General features: G+C 64.1%; 17 protein-coding genes. 14 read left to right on the top strand and 3 right to left on the bottom strand.

Annotated elements, in window-relative coordinates:
* Positions 1 to 215: 215 nt before the first annotated feature.
* From V9L17_RS15625 to V9L17_RS15610, 4 genes are all read left to right on the top strand, one after another.
* Entirely contained in the window at positions 216 to 908 is a 693-nt protein-coding gene (locus V9L17_RS15625) for a GntR family transcriptional regulator (protein ID WP_337347319.1), read from the top strand.
* A 241-nt stretch (positions 909 to 1,149) separates the two neighbouring features.
* The gene (locus V9L17_RS15620) at positions 1,150 to 1,365 is read left to right on the top strand and encodes a hypothetical protein (RefSeq protein WP_337347320.1); all 216 of its coding nucleotides are present in this window, start codon (positions 1,150 to 1,152) and stop codon (positions 1,363 to 1,365) included.
* Between the two features lie 121 nt (positions 1,366 to 1,486).
* The gene (locus V9L17_RS15615; protein WP_337352105.1) at positions 1,487 to 3,691 is read left to right on the top strand and encodes an amylo-alpha-1,6-glucosidase; all 2,205 of its coding nucleotides are present in this window, start codon (positions 1,487 to 1,489) and stop codon (positions 3,689 to 3,691) included.
* A gap of 75 nt (positions 3,692 to 3,766) precedes the next feature.
* Complete coding sequence (locus V9L17_RS15610) at positions 3,767 to 4,339, top strand: GNAT family N-acetyltransferase (RefSeq protein ID WP_337352104.1); 573 nt, start codon at positions 3,767 to 3,769, stop codon at positions 4,337 to 4,339.
* Positions 4,340 to 4,594: 255 nt separating this feature from the next.
* On the opposite strand, the gene V9L17_RS15605 is transcribed toward V9L17_RS15610, so the two are convergent.
* Positions 4,595 to 4,921 carry a hypothetical protein gene (locus V9L17_RS15605; protein ID WP_337347323.1) on the bottom strand — a complete coding sequence of 109 codons (327 nt, stop codon included), beginning with the start codon at positions 4,919 to 4,921 and terminating at the stop codon, positions 4,595 to 4,597.
* A 248-nt stretch (positions 4,922 to 5,169) separates the two neighbouring features.
* Between V9L17_RS15605 and V9L17_RS15600 the strand changes: the two genes are divergently transcribed.
* The 9 genes from V9L17_RS15600 (at position 5,170) to purM (ending at position 13,461) form a co-directional block, all read left to right on the top strand.
* Positions 5,170 to 6,282, top strand: coding sequence for a PP2C family protein-serine/threonine phosphatase (locus tag V9L17_RS15600; protein WP_337352103.1), 1,113 nt, complete (start codon positions 5,170 to 5,172; stop codon positions 6,280 to 6,282).
* Positions 6,279 to 8,249 carry a glycosyltransferase family 2 protein gene (locus tag V9L17_RS15595; protein WP_337352102.1) on the top strand — a complete coding sequence of 657 codons (1,971 nt, stop codon included), beginning with the start codon at positions 6,279 to 6,281 and terminating at the stop codon, positions 8,247 to 8,249. The genes V9L17_RS15600 and V9L17_RS15595 overlap by 4 nt, the downstream gene beginning before the upstream one ends.
* The gene (locus V9L17_RS15590; protein WP_111909217.1) at positions 8,239 to 8,571 is read left to right on the top strand and encodes an STAS domain-containing protein; all 333 of its coding nucleotides are present in this window, start codon (positions 8,239 to 8,241) and stop codon (positions 8,569 to 8,571) included. The genes V9L17_RS15595 and V9L17_RS15590 overlap by 11 nt, the downstream gene beginning before the upstream one ends.
* The gene (locus V9L17_RS15585; protein WP_337347326.1) at positions 8,564 to 8,989 is read left to right on the top strand and encodes an ATP-binding protein; all 426 of its coding nucleotides are present in this window, start codon (positions 8,564 to 8,566) and stop codon (positions 8,987 to 8,989) included. The genes V9L17_RS15590 and V9L17_RS15585 overlap by 8 nt, the downstream gene beginning before the upstream one ends.
* A gap of 231 nt (positions 8,990 to 9,220) precedes the next feature.
* Positions 9,221 to 9,718: a 2-oxo-4-hydroxy-4-carboxy-5-ureidoimidazoline decarboxylase gene (gene uraD, locus V9L17_RS15580; protein ID WP_337347327.1), complete on the top strand. Its 498-nt coding sequence runs from the start codon at positions 9,221 to 9,223 to the stop codon at positions 9,716 to 9,718.
* Positions 9,715 to 10,053, top strand: a complete 339-nt coding sequence (gene uraH / locus V9L17_RS15575; protein WP_337347328.1) for a hydroxyisourate hydrolase — start codon at positions 9,715 to 9,717, stop codon at positions 10,051 to 10,053. The genes uraD and uraH overlap by 4 nt, the downstream gene beginning before the upstream one ends.
* A 159-nt stretch (positions 10,054 to 10,212) precedes the next feature.
* A complete protein-coding gene (locus V9L17_RS15570; protein ID WP_337347329.1) occupies positions 10,213 to 10,527 on the top strand; it encodes a hypothetical protein in 315 nt (104 codons plus the stop codon).
* 94 nt (positions 10,528 to 10,621) lie between these two features.
* Positions 10,622 to 12,304, top strand: a complete 1,683-nt coding sequence (gene purF / locus V9L17_RS15565; protein ID WP_337347330.1) for an amidophosphoribosyltransferase — start codon at positions 10,622 to 10,624, stop codon at positions 12,302 to 12,304.
* Entirely contained in the window at positions 12,301 to 13,461 is a 1,161-nt protein-coding gene (gene purM / locus V9L17_RS15560) for a phosphoribosylformylglycinamidine cyclo-ligase (RefSeq protein ID WP_337347331.1), read from the top strand. Before purF ends, purM begins: the two co-directional genes overlap by 4 nt.
* Positions 13,462 to 13,529: 68 nt before the next feature.
* Here the strand turns inward: purM and V9L17_RS15555 are convergent, their stop codons facing one another.
* Both V9L17_RS15555 and V9L17_RS15550 read right to left on the bottom strand, forming a co-directional pair.
* Positions 13,530 to 14,309, bottom strand: coding sequence for a VOC family protein (locus V9L17_RS15555; RefSeq protein ID WP_337352101.1), 780 nt, complete (start codon positions 14,307 to 14,309; stop codon positions 13,530 to 13,532).
* A gap of 292 nt (positions 14,310 to 14,601) precedes the next feature.
* On the bottom strand, positions 14,602 to 14,835 hold the full coding sequence (locus V9L17_RS15550; protein ID WP_310165386.1) for a DUF3073 domain-containing protein: 234 nt from the start codon (positions 14,833 to 14,835) through the stop codon (positions 14,602 to 14,604).
* Between the two features lie 274 nt (positions 14,836 to 15,109).
* On the opposite strand from V9L17_RS15550, the gene V9L17_RS15545 reads away from it, so the two are divergent.
* The gene (locus V9L17_RS15545) at positions 15,110 to 15,826 is read left to right on the top strand and encodes a septum formation family protein (protein WP_337352100.1); all 717 of its coding nucleotides are present in this window, start codon (positions 15,110 to 15,112) and stop codon (positions 15,824 to 15,826) included.
* The last annotated feature ends 44 nt before the right edge of the window (positions 15,827 to 15,870 follow it).

The following is a 15,870-nucleotide window of genomic DNA, read 5'->3' as shown; positions in this document are numbered from 1 at the left end:
GGCTACGGCGAAATCGCCGCCAACGAAGCCCTCGGCAAGCGCACCTTCGACAGCCTCAACTTCGCGCGCCCCCAACGGTACAAGAGCGTTCAACGCGGCCATCCCAGGAAAGGTGACTCCCACATGGCCTCGTCCCCGATGTGGGCGTCAAGGGTAACGAAATCCAATACTGTCTAAGAAAAGCAATCGGCAAAGAGTGAAGTGAGGGAAGAGCAATGGCGGCACCGGAAGGATTGTTTGTACTGGAGGGAAGACCCACGGCGCAGCTGATCGCGGATCAGCTGCGGGAACAGATTGTCCAGGGGATCTTCCGCCCTGGCGAGCAGATCAATGAATCGGTCTTGGCAGGGCAGCTACGCACGTCAAGGGGCCCTGTCCGTGAGGCGTTGCAGCGGTTGTCCCAAGAGGGCATCCTGGTCAGCCATCGCAACCGCGGGGTGTTCGTCCTGGAACTTTCAGACGACGACGTCAGGGAGATCTACACGGTCCGCAAGGCTGTGGAATCAACTGCAGCAGACGCACTGCTGGATGCAGGGCAGGAACAGGTTAAGGACACCTGCCAGGCATTGAAGGCCATCATTAGAGACATGGCGAAGCAGGTTGCCGTGTCGGACTGGCAAGCAATTGCCAGGCTGGATATGCAGTTCCACACTACTTTCGTGGCCGGGGCGGGCAACACGCGTTTGATCCGGATCTACAACACCCTGGCTGCGGAATCGAGGATGTGTATCCTCAATCTGGCCGTTGCGTACCCCCGAATTGATGCCTTGGTGCAGGAGCACCAGAACCTCCTGGACCTTCTGGAGGCCGGCGACCGGGAAGAACTCCACAAAGCCATCGAACGCCACATGCAAAAGGCTGTCGAGGATCTCACCGCCAATCGGGACAAGACGGAGATCACCGCATAAGAACCGATGCGGGACAACTCGCAAAAAGGAAGGCCAGATCCATTGGATCTGGCCTTCCTTTTTGGTCGGGTTCAGCGGGGGAATGAACATCCTGAATCACTCAACTCCTAGCAATTGTCAACAATCGACGATAGACTGGAGGGCGATTACCCTCGGAAGTGCTGCCAGGGCCGGCAGCAGGCCTACCCCGACTACACCCACCAGCAACCTCGCACCACATGAATTCGAAAGGCAGAAAGTTATGCGACAAAGCCGTCGTGCAGCTACGTGGACAGCCCTCCAGCGCGGAGACGTCGTTAATCTCAACCGGAACGGCGTCGAGTGCCACCGGGGTTTCGTAGACGATCGAACCGAGGATGGCAGGACCATCTGGGTCATAGACAAGATCGGTCACCGTCGGATGTTCCATATCGAGGATGACTACGACCTGATGGTCCCGTCAGCGGGTGCTGCCTAAGTACTCCCCTGCTCTGGAATCCTCGCGCAGGCTGGAGTAGCGTCGTTACGACAAAGCGGCGCCCGGCAGCGGTTGGCTTGATCGTCCCGCAAGCCGGCGGTGATACAACAAAGGGGCCGGCATGGCTGGTTGGAACGCTGACACTGCAGCGGGACCCGTAGGGGCAGGGACGATCACCTTGGTGGAAGGCACATCCTTCTGCATCTCCTCGCCCAACGGGGACATCCACCCCGAATTTCCACACGGCGTCTTCTTCCAGGACACGCGCATTGTGTCCCGCTGGAGCATCACTCTCGATGGCCTGTCGCTCGAACCCCTGGCTGCCGAGACGAAGGAGCCGTACAGGGCCCTGTTCGCGGGCCGGGCAACCCGCCGGGACGGGTATGCGGACAGTCCGGTGATCGTGGAGCGCCTCCGGGAGGTGGGTGCAGGCATCCAGGAACACATCACTGTCCGCAATCATGGAATCGAACCTGTCCAATGTGTTCTGGCCGTACGCGCCGAAGCGGACTTCGCGGATCTTTTCGAGGTCAAGGAAGCCCGCATCCAGCGGCGTTGGGAGGAAATCCGGGAAGTTGACGGTGACTCGCTGAGCATCAGTGCTACCTGGCAGGACATCCGAAAGGGCCTCCGCGTCCAGGCCCCCGGTGCTGATGTCACGATGGACGCGTTGACATACAGCCTGACCATCGAGCCGCACGGCCAGTGGAGCACTGTCCTTACCGCCGTTCCTACCGGCGCTGACCCAGCCAACCCAGCGCCGCCGTCGTTCATTCACCCTGACGGTGACGGGTTATCCCCGCGCGACCGCCGCAGGCAGGAATGGGTGGCGAAAATTCCAAAACTGCACATGGGCAACCAGTCCATAGAACGGACCCTGCGCCGGAGCTATGACGATTTGGGCGCGCTCCGGATCGAGGATCCGAACCATCCTGAGCGGGTTGTGGTGGCCGCCGGCGCTCCCTGGTTCATGACCCTGTTTGGCCGGGATTCCCTGTGGGCATCGGAGATGTCCATGCCAGTGGACCCCTCACTTGCCCTGGGCACCTTGCAAACCCTGGCCGACCGCCAGGGAAAAGTGGTGGATCCGATCAGCGAGGAGGAACCGGGAAAGATCCTGCACGAGGTCAGGCTGGATGTCTCCAGCGGCCTTTCACTCGGCGGAAAGCACATCTACTACGGCAGCGTCGATGCCACCCCGCTGTTTGTGACGATACTTGGAACCGTGAGCCGCTGGGGTTTCGCCCGGGACACCATCGCCGCGCTGCTGCCCCATGCGGACCGGGCACTGGACTGGATCCGCAACTATGGCGACAAGGATGGCGACGGATTCGTTGAATATGAGCGGCTCAACCCCCAAGGCCTCCTCAACCAGGGCTGGAAGGACTCCTGGGACGGAATCAACTTCGCAGACGGCCGAATGGCGGAGCCACCGATTGCGCTGTGCGAGGTGCAGGCTTATGTCTACGACGCCTACATGGCGCGTTCCTGGATAGCATTCGACGCCGGCGACGAGGCTTTGGCAACCCGCCTGGCCGATGACGCCGCCCGGCTGAAGAAGCGGTTCAACGAACAGTTCTGGCTGCCAGAACGCGGTTACTACGCTATCGCCCTGGACGGCAAGAAGAGACCTGTCGATGCGTGTGCGTCCAATATGGGGCATTGCCTCTGGGTCGGCCTCATAGACGAGGACAAAGCGCCGCTTGTGGCCGAACGGTTGCTGTCCCCGGAAATGTTCAGCGGCTGGGGCGTGCGCACTCTGGCCAGCGATATGGGTGCCTACAATCCTGCGAGCTACCACAATGGCTCAGTCTGGCCTCATGACAACGCGGTCATTGTGGCCGGACTCATGCGGTACGGCTTCGTGGCAGAGGCCCAGCGGATTTCCACTGCCCTGCTGGAGGCGGCCGAATATTCAGGCGGGCGGTTGCCGGAACTGTTCTGCGGCTTCAGCCGCGAGCAGTTCGCTGAACCCGTACCTTATCCCACGGCGTGCTCGCCTCAAGCGTGGGCAGCGACAACACCCATCCAGCTCGTGACGAGCCTGATGCGGTACGACACCCATGTTTCGCGTGGCGGATTCTGGCTGGACCCTGCACTCCCGGATTCCTACGGCGACTTGCACATCACCAACGCCCCCATAGGCGGCGGCCGCATCACCATCGACATCATCAATTCCGAACCATCCGTCCAAGGACTTCCTGAAGGAATGGTTTTCCACCAGGGTCATCGCCCTTGGTTGACTGAACTCGTGGAGGAGGCCGGGCTGCGGCTGAAAGGCGGCCCAGGCAACCAAGACGGCCGGCGTCCGCCAACAGCGCCGTAAACAGTCCTCCCAGATGCGCAGGTGCTGCCAGGGGCAAACATTCCAATTGCCCGCGGGATCGAGGAAAATGGCGCCATGGCGATCGTGGTGCGCCCGGCAACGAAGTTCGAGGACGTCAAAGCGGTGGTTGGCCCCAAGCGGCCGGACGCCAACGTGTGCTGGTGCCTGAGCTACCGCATTCCGTCGAAGCAGAACCTTGAGCTTCACGGCACCGAACGCGGCGACCTCGTGAAGAAACTGGTGCGGCAGGATCCGCCGCCCGGAGTGTTGGCCTACGACGGCGACGACGTCGTAGGCTGGGCGGCTGTCCACCCACGCTCGGATACCAGCTTCGCCCGAAACCGCCGGATCCCGCACGTAGACGACCTTGAAGTGTGGTCCGTGTGGTGCATCCGAGTCCGGCCCGGGCACCGGGGTGGGGGCATCTCACACCACCTCCTGAAGGGGGCCGTTGACTTTGCCCGCAGCTACGGGGCACCCGCCATCGAGGGGTATCCAGTGGACAACCGCGGCAGCAAAGTGGACCTGACTATGGCCTATGTGGGCACCCGCAAGCTGTTTGAACGGGCCGGGTTTACCAAGGTGGCCGATACGGAGTCAGTGCTCAACGGATTCCCGCGCGTGGTGATGCGCCTGGACCTGCGCTGACCCGACTCAACTGTACTGGTCAGTGCTTCTTACGCCAGTGCTTGGGCCAGTCCCTATCCATGAGCCACAGCGCCAGGAGAAGCGCGTCCGTGGTGATGAGGAATCCGATGAGGTACGCCCAGCCTGTCATCCAGCTCACGGCAATCTCCTGACCCTGGTTAGCCCCAGCCACTCGATTGACCTCAAGTGTGGCACGGAAAGAGCCAGGATGGAACGGCTGCCGTTGAGCCGGGAAAAGCGTTGCCCCGGGTGCAGCTATGCGGGCCGCAATGCGCCGCTGCCGGCGGCGTGGAAGAGCGCTGCCAGGCGGCCGTGTGCCTTGGTTTCCAAGCTGAGGCGGTGGGTGAGCTTTTCGACCCTCTCGGAGAGTTCGGCGCCCACCGGCAGGCGATCTCCGGGCCAACTGGAGGACTCCTTGGAGTCAGCCAAAGCCTCTGCAAGCGCGTTGGCCGCGGCCCGGACCTTGAGCGAGTGGAAGTACAGGCGCAACAATGCCCGGCTCTTGTCCATCCCCGCGCTCAGGAGTCCCCGGGTCCGTGACGGACGGTCCACTGGTTCGTCCCCGATGCTGATATTTCCCATGTGGCTTCCCCGCTTTCCGCAAGCCGTCCAACTTCCGGGCCGGATCCGGGAAGCGTCCGGCGGAAGCTACTGCCTGTTTTGAGTGTCCCGGGCATTCCTCAACGTCTGCCTAAGCCAATGCCAAGATTTGCTCAAGATCAGCCGAGCAGGACGTCGTGCGACGGGTCTGACGGAAACTTGCACGGATTAACTTGGGAGTGAGGCACGTGACAATGCCTGACTCGCCTTAATACGGTAGAAGTAGAGCTATGCCTTCCACGCCCGATATTCGCCGCGCCGTTGTAATAGAGGACGATCCGGACATCCGTGGGCTGCTGGTTCGGATCCTGACTAAGCAGGGCTTCGAGGTCTCTGAAGCCGAGTCCGGCCTGCCGGGCGTGGAACTGGTCAGGAACGTCAAACCGGACCTGGTCACCCTGGACTTGAACCTCCCAGATCTGGACGGCCTTGAGGTCTGCAAGCTCCTGCGCGAATTCTCTGACGCCTTCATCGTGATGCTCACCGCCCGGGCCGACGAACTGGACAAACTCACGGGGCTGGACAACGGCGCAGATGACTACATCAGCAAGCCCTTCAGTCCCCGGGAACTCCAGTCCCGGATCAACGCGCTGTTCCGGCGCCGCCTGTCCCCCAGCGCGGACACAGCCGCCCGCAGCGAGCTTGAGCGCGCCACCGAGGTCCAGCAGAGCCTCCTGCCCAAGGAGGACGTCGTGGTGCAGGGCTACGACCTCGCTGGCGTCTTCCGCCCGTCCCGCAGCGTGGGGGGCGACTTCTACGACTGGTACCGAACCCCGGACGGGCTCCACCTGACCTTCGCCGATGCCATGGGCAAGGGCATGGGCGCAGCGCTCATCGCCGCCACGGTCCGCGCGGTGATGCGGTCCATGGGCCACCGACAGGACCTGGACGGAGCCTTCGCATCGGCCAGCCAGGCCATCGCCACGGACCTTGATTCGTCCAACTCGTTCGTCACCCTGTTCCACGCACGCCTTGACGCGGCGTCGGGCAATGTCAGCTATGTCGACGCCGGTCATGGGCTCGCGCTGCACGTCACGGCAGGCGGTGGTGTCCACCGGCTTCCCTCCGGAGGTCCGCCCGTGGGTGCATGGGCCGGGAGCGCCTGGCCGCAGTTCTCCCTGGACCTGGCTCCCGGAGACTCACTGGTGGTGGTGAGCGACGGGGTCCTGGACGTTTTTGACTCCGTGGAGGCCTTCACCGGGGCGGTGCTGGCCGCGGCGCATGGGCAGGACTCCGCCCAGTCCGCCAGCGACGCCATCCTCGCCCTCGCCCCCGCGGAGTCCGCCGAGGACGACGTCACGGTGGTGGTGGTGAGGCGCCTGCTGGAAGACTCCGCGGCGTGAGCCGCTTCTGGACCCGCCTGATGGTGGTCCTGACCGTCATCTTCGGCCTGAACTATGTGGCCTGGCGCTGGGTGGCGTCGCTGAACTGGGACGCCTGGTGGATCGCAGTCCCGCTGGTGGCGGCGGAGACGTTCAGCCTGATCGACGTGATGCTGTTCGGCATGACCGTGTGGAAACTGAAGATCCGCAAAGGGGCCCCGGTGCCGCCCAGCGATGCCACAGTTGACGTCTTCATCACCACGTACAACGAAGACCTGGACATGGTCATGACTACCGCCCTGGCGGCCCAGCGGATCCGGCACCCGCACAGCACATGGATCCTTGACGACGGCGCCCGGCCCGGGCTCAAGGCCCTCGCCGAAGAGCATGGCCTGGGCTACGTGACGCGCAGCGAGGACTGGACAGCCAATGTTCCGCGCCACGCCAAGGCTGGCAACCTGAACAACGCCCTGATGGTCACGCACGGCGAATTCCTGCTCATCCTGGACGCCGACCAGATCCCCGAGCCGGACATCCTGGAGAAAACCCTCGGCTACTTCAATAACCGCCGGGTGGCCCTCGTCCAGACCCCGCAGTACTTCAGCAATGTTCCCGCGGATGATCCCTTGGGCAGCCAGGCCCCGCTGTTCTACGGTCCCATCCAGCAGGGGAAGGACGGCTGGAACGCAGCCTTCTTCTGCGGCTCCAACGCCATCCTGCGCCGCGAGGCGCTGATGCAGCTGGGCCTGGTGGGCTACGTCAAGGAAACCGAGAAGAGTATCCGGCGCGCGCTCGCGGCATCGCGCTCCGCCATCAGCAAGGCCCGGAAATCGGCCGACGTCGGCACTCCCCTGGTGGCCGACGTGCTGGACGAGGTCGCGGCCGCCACCCGGCAAGCGCAGGAGCAGCTGGAAGCGGGTGAACCGCTGAGTGAGATCACGTACCGCGTGCGCCGCCGCGTCGACGCGGCCGTGCAGACACTGGTCCAGGCGGACGTCTCCGCCCTCCAGGCTGACCTCGAAGAGATTGCCGCCATGGAGCTGGCACACGTGGGCGACGCCGGGGTTCCGGTAGTGGCCGATGACGCCGTCCAGCGCATGTCGGCCCGGGACTGGTCTCCCTTGGGCGCACTGGAATCCGTTCAGGCCGTCCTGGACGCCCTGAACGTGGAACGGAACGACGAAGCGCAACCGGTCATGCCCCTGGCCACCATCTCCGTGACCGAGGATATGGCCACAGCCATGCGCATGCACGCCATGGGCTGGGAGAGCGTCTACCACCACGAAATCCTGGCCTACGGCCTGGCGCCCGAGGACCTGAAGACCATGCTCACCCAGCGCCTCAGGTGGGCACAGGGGACCATCCAGGTCCTGCTCCGTGAAAACCCCCTCGTCCAGAAGGGTCTGAAGATCGGCCAGCGGCTGATGTATTTTGCCACCATGTGGACCTACCTCAGCGGATATGCTGCGGTCATCTACTTCGCCGCCCCCATCATCTACCTGCTGCTGGGCATCCTGCCGGTCACCAGCCTGAGCTGGGACTTTTTCGTCCGGTTCATTCCCTTCATGATCGCCAACCAGTTGCTGTTCGCTGTGGCCGGCCGCGGAATCCCCACCTGGCGTGGACAGCAGTACAGCCTCGCGCTGTTCCCCACCTGGATCAAGGCGTGTTCGACGGCGGCCCGGAACGTCTGGTTCGGCCGCCCCCTGGGATTCGCCGTCACCCCCAAGGCGCGGCAGGCCGGAGGGCCCGGCTGGAGCCTGATCCGACCGCAAATCATTGTGTCCGCGCTCCTGGCGGTTGCCGCCGTCGTGGGAATTATCCGGCTCGCCAGCGGATTGGCCGAGCCGCTTGGCACGTTGGTGAACGTGGCCTGGGTTATTTTTGACCTGGCGGTCATGAGCGTCCTGGTTCGCGCCGTTTTGTATCAGGGGTACCAACCCGCTGTTGACCTAGAGGCTGGAGAGAGGAAACCCAATGGAGTTTAGTTACGAGGTCAAGGATTCGTACGCGGAGGTCAAGGCAGACGGACGGCTGAATATGGTGTCCGCCCCCAAGCTCCGGGAATTCGTCACCGATGTGATCGCCGGCGGTTCCTCCCGGATCGTGGTGAACCTGGAGAATACGGCATTTATGGACTCCTCCGGCCTCGGCGCCCTGATCGGCTGCCTCAAGGCGGCCCGGCAGGCGGGCGGCGACCTTCGGATCGCAGCCGTGCAGCCGCAGGTGAAGATGGTGCTGGAACTGACCAGCATGGACCGCGTCCTGACCTCCTACGCTTCCGCCGAAGAGGCGTTCAGCAATGACTGAGGTCTTGGCCCACCGGAGCTTCCGTGGGTTGGCTGATGCCGAGGCCATCGAGTCCGTCCACAACGAGCTGGACGGCCTCTGGGAGGACGCCCCTTTGGTCCAGGCCGTGGACCAGATGACGTTTACCACTGCCGTCATCGAATCGGCGTCCAATATCGTCCAGCACGCTGAGCCGGCCAACGCGGAAAAGCCCGTGGAACTGGGTGTGGACATCAGTGTCCAGCCCGCGCTCCTCCGCGCCAGGGTCAGTGCCTTTTATGCGAAGCCGCCTTTCGGCCCGATGGAGCCGGGAACGCCCGACGACGACTCCGAATCCGGGCGCGGGCTGGCCCTCATCCAGGCGCTGGTCACCACTGTGACGTTCGAACGGCAGGACGGCACCAATACGTGGGTTCTCACCAGGACATCCCAGGACTGAAGACGTCCCGGTTCGGATTCATTTAGCTCTCCAAGGGCTCCGGCGGCGTGAGCCCGTATTCCTGCAGGCCAAGCCTCTCTTGACACCACGCACACCGTCGACTTCAATATTACGTATGCTGAAATAACAGTTCCATGATGCGGAAGCTTCGTTTTGAAAGCCGCCGGAAAGCCGGTCCTCCGCATAGCCGTCACCATGGATGCCAGCATTTGCAATGAGGAACCAGCCAGCATGAAGCTTGCCGAATTCAACAGCGCGGACACGGCTGTGGCCGCCGACGCCCTGAAACCCTGCATCGACGTCCAGCGCTGGATTGAGGCCATCACCGCGGCACGCCCTTTCAGCTCCAGGGCAACACTCCTGGACTTTGCCGCCCACGCCGCTGCACCCTTCACCGCTGCCGAGGTTGAAGCCGCAATGGCACACCACCCCCGCATCGGCGAACGGCCAACGGCCAGCACAGCCGAGGCATCCATGTCCCGCTCGGAGCAGTCCGGCGTGGACCCTTCGGACAACGGGACCGCCGCGGCGCTGGCTGCCGGAAACCGCGCCTATGAGGAAAAGTTCGGCAGGGTCTTCCTGATCCGCGCCGCCGGACGGACTGCCCCCGAAATCCTGGCCGCACTTAACACCCGGCTCAGCAATTCGCCGGCCGAGGAAGATGCCATAGTCGCCCAGCAACTGCGCGAAATCGCGCTGCTGCGCCTTGAAGGAGTGATCAGCGAATGAGCGTTTCCCATGTCACCACCCATGTCCTGGACACCGGTGCCGGACGTCCGGCGGCGGGGGTCGCCGTCGTCCTTTCACAGCACGACGGCGGCACTTGGCACCAGCTCGCCGCCTCCGCAACGGATGCGGACGGCCGCGCCAAAGACCTCGGTCCTGAGCAACTGGCACCCGGGCGCTACCGGCTCAACTTCGGCACCGGTGAGTACTATGCCGCCCTCGGCACGGCCACGTTCTTCCCCGAAGTGGACCTCGTCTTCGAGGTGACCGGCGCGGAGCACTACCACGTGCCGCTGCTGCTGAGCCCGTTCGCGTATTCCACCTACCGCGGCAGCTGACCTCCGCTGGCCGGGAGCCTCCGACGCAATTGCGTCACTTTTGGCAGGGCTGGGAACCCGGCGCGCTGGAACGGCGGAGGCCGGCGCGCCGGTGCGGGCCAAAAGTCACGCATTCCGGTCGTGAACTCCCCCCTTCCGGCCCGCAGTAGGCTTGATGGCATGGCTTTTGAAGAAACCCCCGCTGAACGGCGCGAAATCACCGTCCGCCGGGCACCTAAATATGTGCCCTTCCTCATCCTCGGTGGCCTCGTCGGCGTCGTGGTGGCTGCCGTGATCGCCTACGGGCTCCCCGGCGACGAGAGCTTTGACCGTGGGTCTGTTTTTGGGTTCTTCCTGGTCATGTTCGGCGCCGGCGGGGCGATCCTAGGCGCTGTCACGGCCCTTCTGCTGGACCGGCGGAGCGTCAAACGCCAGCAGCGCGCCATCGTAGAAGCCGTCCCCGACTCGGAACCCGACGACGGCGCAGCGCCGTAGTCGCCAGTGCAGCACAAGCACAAGCACAACCGCGCCGCCAGTCACAAACGCCGCCGCGGAAAAGTCTTACCCCATGTCGTGAGATAATCGACCAGTGGCACGCGGCGATGGAAAACTTTCTCATGATCTTCTCCCTGGCGAAAAAGGCCCTCAGGACGCTTGTGGCGTCTTCGGGGTCTGGGCACCAGGTGAAGAAGTAGCAAAACTCACCTATTACGGGCTGTATGCACTGCAGCACCGCGGTCAGGAGTCGGCTGGTATTGCTACCAGCGACGGCAAGCGGATCAACGTCTATAAGGACATGGGGCTCGTTTCCCAGGTCTTCGACGAAACCACGCTGAACACCCTGACCGGGCACCTGGCAGTGGGACACTGTCGCTACTCCACCACCGGAGCCAGCCACTGGGCCAACGCCCAGCCCACCCTCGGGGCTACCAGCACCGGCACCGTGGCGCTGGCGCACAACGGCAACCTGACCAACACCGCCGAACTCAACACCATGATCCTGGAACGCAACGGCGGCCAGCTCAGCGGCGAAATGAAGCAGGGCAACACCTCCGATACCGCGCTGGTTACGGCGCTGCTGGAAGGCGAAGAGGGCAAGACCCTCGAACAGACCGCCATCGAGCTCCTGCCCAAGATCAAGGGCGGCTTCTGCTTCGTGTTCATGGACGAAGGCACCCTTTACGCCGCACGCGACACCTACGGCATCCGTCCCCTGGTCCTGGGCCGCCTGGAACGCGGCTGGGTTGTCGCCTCCGAGCAGTCCGCCCTCGCCACCGTGGGTGCAAGCTTCATCCGCGAGATCGAGCCCGGCGAGTTCATCGCCATCGATGAGGACGGCGTCCGCTCACAGCGCTTCGCCGAGGCCACGCCGGCCGGCTGCGTTTTCGAATACGTCTACCTCGCCCGTCCGGACGCCGCAATCGCCGGCCGCTCCGTCTACGAGTCCCGCGTTGAAATGGGCCGTCAGCTGGCTCGCGAGAACACCCAGGAAGCGGACATCGTCATCCCCGTGCCGGAATCGGGAACACCCGCGGCCGTGGGCTATGCCGAAGAATCCGGCATCCCGTTCGCGCACGGCTTCGTCAAGAACTCCTACGTGGGACGCACGTTCATCCAGCCCTCGCAGACACTGCGCCAGCTCGGAATCCGGCTCAAGCTCAACGCCCTGGAATCCGTCATCCGCGGCAAGCGCGTTGTGGTGGTGGACGACTCCATCGTGCGCGGCAACACCCAGCGGGCCATCGTGCGGATGCTCCGGGAAGCGGGCGCCGCGAGCGTCCACATCAAGATCTCCTCCCCGCCCGTGAAATGGCCCTGCTTCTACGGCATCGACTTCGCCTCACGGGCGGAGCTGATCGCCAACGGCGCCACGATCGAGGAAATCACCCAGGCTATCGGGGCCGACTCCCTCGCGTACATCTCCGAAGACGGCATGATCAACGCCACCCGCCAGCCACGCGGACGCCTGTGCACGGCCTGCTTCACGGGCAAGTACCCCATCGAGCTCCCGGGCTCGGACAAGCTGGGCAAGAACCTGCTGGAGCGTACCGACCTCGGCGGCCTCACGCCGTCGCCCTCTGCCCTCCCGGGCGCCACTGCCGCCCTGACTGTTTCCTCCGTCGACGACGCCGAGGATCCGGCCGGGAAAGCCGGCGCCACGGGCTGCGACCCTGGGCCGGACGCCGAGTTCGAAAACCTGCTGACCGAAGCCGACCTTGTGCCAGACGTACACGCCACCACCATCGGCGCTGACAAGAAAGAGTCCGTATGACTTCCGCAACCCCCGCCGCCGCCAACGCTTCAGACAGCGCCGCGGGCATCACCTATGCCTCCGCCGGTGTTGACGTCGAAGCCGGCGACCGCGCCGTCGAGCTGATGAAGGGTGCCGTGAAGGCCACCCACAACTCCTCCGTGATCGGCGGTGTCGGCGGCTTCGCCGGGCTGTACGACGTCTCCAGGCTGCTGACCTACAAGCGCCCACTGCTGGCCACGTCCACCGACGGCGTAGGTACCAAGGTTGCCATCGCGCAGGCCATGGACATCCACGACACCATCGGCTTTGACTTGGTGGGCATGGTGGTGGACGACATCGTGGTGGTCGGTGCAGAGCCGCTCTACATGACCGACTACATCGCCTGCGGCAAGGTTGTTCCCGAACGCATCGCCGACATCGTCCGCGGCATCGCCGCAGCTTGCTCCGTGGCCGGCACCGCCCTGGTGGGCGGCGAGACCGCCGAGCACCCCGGCCTGCTGGGCGAACACGAATACGATGTCGCCGGTGCAGCCACCGGTGTTGTCGAAGCCTCTGAACTGCTGGGCCCGGACCGCGTCCGCGCCGGCGACGTGGTGATCGGCATGGCCTCCTCCGGCCTGCACTCCAACGGCTACTCGCTGGTCCGCCGCGTCATCAACCACGCCGGTTGGGCACTGGACCGCCAAGTCTCAGAACTTGGCCGCACCCTGGGTGAGGAACTGCTGGAGCCCACCCGCGTCTACGCCGCCGACTGCCTGGACCTCGCCCGCGCGTTCCCCGTGAACAGCGCACATGCCGTACACGGTTTCAGCCACGTCACCGGCGGAGGCCTCGCCGCCAACCTGGCCCGCGTGCTTCCGCAGGGGCTCGTAGCCACCGTGGACCGCGCCACCTGGGAACTGCCCGCCATCTTCAAGCTGGTTTCCGAGCTGGGCAACGTTCCGCTGGCTGACCTGGAGCGCACCCTGAACCTCGGTGTGGGCATGGTGGCCATCGTGTCCGCCGAGGCTGCCGACGCCGCCGTGGCCCGCCTTAACGACCGCGGCCTGCCGTCCTGGATCATGGGCACCGTCACGGCCGACTCGGACTCCATCCTCAAGTCCGGCCCGGACTACGTCCAGGGCGCCAAGGGCGTGGACGGCGGCGCTGTCCGCCTGGTCAACGCCTACGCCTAAGCCCCTCATCGAGTGCTCCCACCGGTCCCTAGCCTCCATGCTCGGGCCGGTGTGGAGCACTCGGTGCGTTAAACCTCCAGCAGGCTAAAAACGCCGCCCTGCGGATCCTTGAGGGTGGCCGTGGCCCCGGGGGCGTCGGGGTCTGAGACGTCGGGTTCGATCAGTACGTCGGCCCCGGCCGCCACTGCCTTTCGTACCGTTTCGGCGACGTCGGTGGCACCGAAGTAGATCTGCCAGCCGGCCTCATCCTCAGCCGCGGCTATCCCGGCCACCTCCGCACCGCCCACCATGAGCGTGGTGTACGTGCCGCCGTCGTCCTGGGGATACTCGGTGACCTCGTGGCCGAAGAGCTGCTGGAAAAATCCGACGGCGGCCTGCGGCTCGGGCGTGAGCAGTTCCGCCCACGAGAGCGCACCGGGTTCGTTGTAGCGTTCGGCGCCAGTATGCGTCCCTGGCTGCCAGACGCCCGTGGTGCCGCCACCAGGCGGATCAACGAAGACCATCACCCCGGTGTCAGCCACCTGCTCAGGACCAAACTGGACTGCGCCACCCAGGTGTGTCGTTTCTTCCGCTATTGCCTTGGCGTCGTCTGCCGCCAGGTAGATGTTCCACTGCGCGCTGGTGCCCAGGGACTCCTGATGCGGGTTCTGCGGGGCGATCGTGGCCACAAGATCCTCGCCCAGGAAGGCTTTGGCATAGCTCCGGCCATCGGGCGTGGGCAGATCCTCGAAACGCCAGCCGAAAACCGCGGCATAGAAGTCTTTGGCCGCGGCAACATCGCGGGTCTGGATATCCGCCCAGCAGGGCTCACCATGCCGGTACGTAGGTGAACTGGAGTTTTCGGACATGGAGGTCCTTTCGCGGTGACAGCGGTGGGGTAGGTCCCCCTGGGTCGACACCACCAGTCAACACCAAAAAGCCCGTTGCCTGCACCGGCATCCGGTTCAGGCAACGGGCCCAATAAATGAGGTCAGCACAGAATGGCTGAGGTTAACTCTGTAAATCACGAGACACCACGGGGTCCGTCCGGATCCTGGGTGCTGCTCAAGAAGCGCTGTACTGACGGATAGGATGCGGCATCCGATCGTACTGCGGCGTCGCGGGATCCGGGCGCCTTGCGGCTACGCCGGCCTGTGACAACTAGCCGATCCGACGGCTGTCTACGTCGTCGTCGTCTTCTTCCAAATCGTCCGCGTACTTATCCACATAAGCCGAATAATCCGGTTCAACCGGTTCATTCGCGAAATGGCTCGTGGCACGACTGCCCGGACCCGTCAGCTCACGCTGAAGTGCCGAATAGTCAGTGTTCGGGGAGTAGTACTTAATATCCCGAGCCTGCTTGGTAGCTTTTGCCTTTTGACGGCCGCGCCCCATGGCGTGACCCCCTTTTGTACTTGGACCGGAGGTGGTCACCTTGGCTATCGGTGAGGCCCCGGAATGTTTGGTCAATTTGTCGTACACCTAGATTACATGCTTTCGGCAGCCCATGCTTGCCAGCAGCCGCCCCCGGACGGCATGTCGGGGACGCCGATCGCGCCGAACAACAGGGTTCCCGGGTTTTTTGTTCGATAGAGTCGCTTCATCAACTGCTGAACACCGGCCACAGACCGGGGTTATCAACCAAGGCAACGCAGGAGGGTGCACTTCAGTGAACCAAAAGGACGGCGCCACAGGACCTGCGGGCGAAGGCGAGGATTTCGCTGCCAGCCGAACGGCGCGCCCGCCCAAACCCGTAGTGCCGCCCACTGCCGGCCTGCCACAAGTGCCTCCCCCGGTGCCGCCCAACATTCCACTCCCGGACATGCCGCCGGCGCCCCCTTCCCGCCAGCCGCGGCGGATCGGGCCGATCGTCCTGAAGACCGTTTTTGTCCTGGTCCTCGTCGGTGTGGTGGGATCCCTGATCTGGTTGGCGCTGTGGCTCAGCGAGAACGCACGGAACAGCGGAGATTCGGGCTCAAACGCTGCAGGAGTCATGGAAATTTCGCCTACAGCGCCAGCGAGCCCACTCCCGCTGCCTCGGGACGGCGTGCCACCGGCGGACTTCCAGCTCGGTGACTGCTTCAAGGATTTCGATCCCGAGGCACTGAAGTCGAGCGTGGTGGCTTGCGACACCGGCCACTCGGCACAGCTCGTGGCCATCTACCGCTATCCGTCCGGTGACTCCTATCCGGGCGCCGAAACCCTCAAGGCCAAGGCGCTGGAGGCATGCCAGGCCGCCAAGCTTGCTCCAGCAGCCAATGACTTCACGCTGAATTTCCAGCGGGCCTATCCCAGCACCACCAGCTGGGAATCCGGCGACCGCCGGGTGGACTGCTACGTCACATCGCCCGGCGGGAACGTCATCACTGCCAGCGTGCTCCCCTGACTGCGGGGCGTTCCCCTGTTAAATCCCAACTAAGTAGCAGCAGA

Origin of the sequence: Pseudarthrobacter sp. CCNWLW207, assembly GCF_037203945.1 — a bacterium.
Lineage (GTDB): Bacteria > Actinomycetota > Actinomycetes > Actinomycetales > Micrococcaceae > Arthrobacter.
This window is presented reverse-complemented; position numbering and strand designations above follow the sequence as displayed.

Coding starts and splice junctions, on each gene's coding strand:
- purM (WP_337347331.1), top strand. CDS start 12,301: ATGACTTCCGCAACCCCCGCCGCCGCCAACGCTTCAGACAGCGCCGCG.
- V9L17_RS15610 (WP_337352104.1), top strand. CDS start 3,767: ATGGCGATCGTGGTGCGCCCGGCAACGAAGTTCGAGGACGTCAAAGCG.
- V9L17_RS15550 (WP_310165386.1), bottom strand. CDS start 14,835: ATGGGGCGCGGCCGTCAAAAGGCAAAAGCTACCAAGCAGGCTCGGGAT.
- V9L17_RS15555 (WP_337352101.1), bottom strand. CDS start 14,309: ATGTCCGAAAACTCCAGTTCACCTACGTACCGGCATGGTGAGCCCTGC.
- uraD (WP_337347327.1), top strand. CDS start 9,221: ATGAAGCTTGCCGAATTCAACAGCGCGGACACGGCTGTGGCCGCCGAC.
- V9L17_RS15625 (WP_337347319.1), top strand. CDS start 216: ATGGCGGCACCGGAAGGATTGTTTGTACTGGAGGGAAGACCCACGGCG.
- V9L17_RS15615 (WP_337352105.1), top strand. CDS start 1,487: ATGGCTGGTTGGAACGCTGACACTGCAGCGGGACCCGTAGGGGCAGGG.
- V9L17_RS15620 (WP_337347320.1), top strand. CDS start 1,150: ATGCGACAAAGCCGTCGTGCAGCTACGTGGACAGCCCTCCAGCGCGGA.
- V9L17_RS15590 (WP_111909217.1), top strand. CDS start 8,239: ATGGAGTTTAGTTACGAGGTCAAGGATTCGTACGCGGAGGTCAAGGCA.
- V9L17_RS15605 (WP_337347323.1), bottom strand. CDS start 4,921: ATGGGAAATATCAGCATCGGGGACGAACCAGTGGACCGTCCGTCACGG.
- V9L17_RS15600 (WP_337352103.1), top strand. CDS start 5,170: ATGCCTTCCACGCCCGATATTCGCCGCGCCGTTGTAATAGAGGACGAT.
- V9L17_RS15570 (WP_337347329.1), top strand. CDS start 10,213: ATGGCTTTTGAAGAAACCCCCGCTGAACGGCGCGAAATCACCGTCCGC.
- V9L17_RS15585 (WP_337347326.1), top strand. CDS start 8,564: ATGACTGAGGTCTTGGCCCACCGGAGCTTCCGTGGGTTGGCTGATGCC.
- uraH (WP_337347328.1), top strand. CDS start 9,715: ATGAGCGTTTCCCATGTCACCACCCATGTCCTGGACACCGGTGCCGGA.